Source organism: bacterium (assembly GCA_035945995.1).
Lineage (GTDB): Bacteria > Sysuimicrobiota > Sysuimicrobiia > Sysuimicrobiales > Segetimicrobiaceae > DASSJF01.
In genome coordinates this window covers 1-2,543 of the sequence record DASYZR010000124.1, presented here as the reverse complement: position 1 = coordinate 2,543, position 2,543 = coordinate 1, and the positions used below count along the sequence as shown (strand labels likewise).

General features: G+C 70.2%; 3 protein-coding genes. All 3 read right to left on the bottom strand.

Translation table 11 applies throughout. The features are described 5' to 3' along the window. A partial coding sequence (locus tag VGZ23_14540; protein ID HEV2358808.1) for a COX15/CtaA family protein occupies window positions 1–179 on the bottom strand: 179 nt, incomplete at its 3' end. 64 nt (window positions 180–243) lie between these two features. Then, the gene (locus VGZ23_14535; GenBank protein HEV2358807.1) at window positions 244–1,143 is read right to left on the bottom strand and encodes a dienelactone hydrolase family protein; all 900 of its coding nucleotides are present in this window, start codon (window positions 1,141–1,143) and stop codon (window positions 244–246) included. Next, a complete protein-coding gene (locus tag VGZ23_14530) occupies window positions 1,143–2,393 on the bottom strand; it encodes an MFS transporter (GenBank protein HEV2358806.1) in 1,251 nt (416 codons plus the stop codon). The genes VGZ23_14535 and VGZ23_14530 overlap by 1 nt, the downstream gene beginning before the upstream one ends. Between the last annotated feature and the right edge of the window lie 150 nt (window positions 2,394–2,543).

Genomic DNA, 2,543 nt, shown 5'->3' with positions numbered 1-2,543 from the left:
ACGAGGCCTTCAAGCGGCGGAACGATCCGGCCGTGGCACAGCGGCCAGTCCGGGCAGGCGAGGCCGGCTCCCGTGATCCGCACGAGGCCGCCTGCCAGCACGAGGAGATAGGCCGCGACGGCCGTCGTCGTCGCGAGGGCGCGGAACAGTCTTACGGGAACGGGAGTCGGCTTGATCACGTCGCCCGCCGATCATACCATCGGGCGCGAACCGAGGATAGGCCCGCCTGCGGTGCGCGGCCGGTCACGCGGTCAGGTTGTGCTGGTACCAGTCGAGCGTCATCTTCCACGCGTCCTTCGCCGCGTCCGGCACATACGTCTTTCGCGTGTCGTCGAAAAAACCGGCGCCCGCTTTGGGCTCGACCTTGTACCCCCAGGCCCGGCCGGCCTTTTTCATCTGCGCATCCAGATCGGTGAGATCGCCCGCGTCGTGATCGTCGTTGGCCGCGTAGATCGCGAGGATCGCAGCAGAGAAGTGCGGCCACAACTCGGAACTCGGGACCCTGCCGTACAAGATGGCGGCCGCCTTGAGGTCGGCGTTCTGCGTCAGCAGATACCACGAGAAGATGCCGCCGAGTCCGAACGCGAGCATGCCGACGCGGCTCTTGGAGACGAGGGGATGGTCTTCGAGGTAGCGCACGGCGGTATTGGCGTCCTGGATGAACTGCGCGACCGACAGCCGCGACATCGCCTGCACGACCTGGGCCACGGCCCCGACCTTCGCGGTGCCCCCCTGCCGCGACAGGAGATCGGGCACGAGCGCGACGTAGCCGACCCTCGCGAGCCGGCGCGCCACGTCGCGGACGTGCTCCGCGAGGCCGTCGGCATCGTGGATCAGGAGGATGCCGGGGTAGGTCTCGCCGCCGGCCGGCGCGGCGACGTACCCCAGAAGCGGCGTGATGAGTCCGGGGAACTCCACCGCGCCCGCGCTGATCGCCGGGTCGTCCGGCCGGACGGTGATGCCGGAGTCGCCGCCCTTGTTTGGCGGTGAGCCCGGGGGGGGAGGCGGCGCGGCGGCTCCCCACGCGCGCCGCGGCGGGGTCGCCGCGAGTCGCGCGGCCTCGACCGCCCCGGCAGCGGCCAGCAACTGCCTGAGGAAGCGCCGGCGCCCCCACTGTGGTTCCATCGCGTTCTCGTTGTTCATCATTGACCTCCCGCAACGTCCGCGTGGACGCCGCTCCTCGAACTACGCGCGGGTTCGGCGCCGTGGTTCCGCTCTCCCGGCGGGTCCGGCGGCAGGAGCAGGGCGATGACCAGCGCCGGGAGCGGCAGCAGCGCCGTCATGTCCAGCGCGCGGAGCACGCCCCAGTGGTCGGCGATGACGCCGAGAAACGTGGTGCCGACGCCGCCGGTGCCGACGGCGAAGCCGATGATGAGTCCGGAGATCAGGCCGATGCGCTCCGGGATCACCGCCTGGGCCATCACCATGACGACGACGAACGTACTCACCGCGGCCATGCCGGCCACGAGCGCCGCGGCCATCGCGACCGGGCCCACCGCCCGCGGCATCACCCACAACAGCGGCGGCAGGACGATCATCGACACGATCAGCATCCGGCGGCGTCCCCACCGGTCGGCGGCGATGGCGCCGAGCAGCGTCCCGATCGAGCCGGCGCCGAGAAAGAGGCTTACCATAATGCCGGCGTACGTCGGCGTCAGATGGCGGACGCCCGTGAAGTACAGCGGGATGAAGCTCGATTGACCGACGGAGACCCAGGAGCGCAGAATGACGAAGGCGACCAGCAGCGCAAGCATCGTTCGCGCCGCCCCGGAAGTCGGCGGCGCGGCGGGACGGCCCCGCACCGCCGCGCCCGCGGCGTCCGGGCGCCACTCCCCTTCGAGCTGGTCCCGGCGCCGCGGGGACGCGACCTGCCAGAGCAGGACCGCCGCCGAGACGCTGAAGGCCAGCACGTAGAGGATGCCCCGCGGACCGGCGAAGTGCAGCGCGACGCTGGCGGCCGCCGGACCGAAACCGAACCCGAGGTTGCCGCCGACGGAAAAGTACGACATCCCCGTGGCCCGGCCCGCTCCGCTCGCCAGACCCGCGAACTTGTACCCTTCCGGATGGAACGCGGCGACGCCGAGGCCGCAGAGAAAGATCATCGCGATCATGACGGCGAAGTGGGAAGCGGTGACCGCGAGCACGATGCCGGTGCCGGCCATGAGCGCGCCGAGGGGCATGAGCCACCGCATCCGCACCCGGTCGCTCAGCACGCCGAATGCGGGTTGGATGACCGACGAGCTGATATTAGCGATGAGGACGACAATGCCGACTTCTGTGTACGACAGGTGGTACTGACTCTTGAACAGCGGGAGGAGCGCCGGGAGCGCGCCCTGGGACAGGTCGGTGGCGAAATGTCCGTAGCTCAACTGGGCGAGCACTCGGCGGTTCACAGACGATCGTTCGACGGCCGGACGATGGCGGCCTTCCGGAATGCATTTCACGCGTCGTCCCGAGGTGGATGGTTATGGGCAGGATCAGGAGCGCCGCAATACCCCGCGTCGTCGCGGAGAAACGGCCGCCGCGCACGGGCCGCGCCGCCG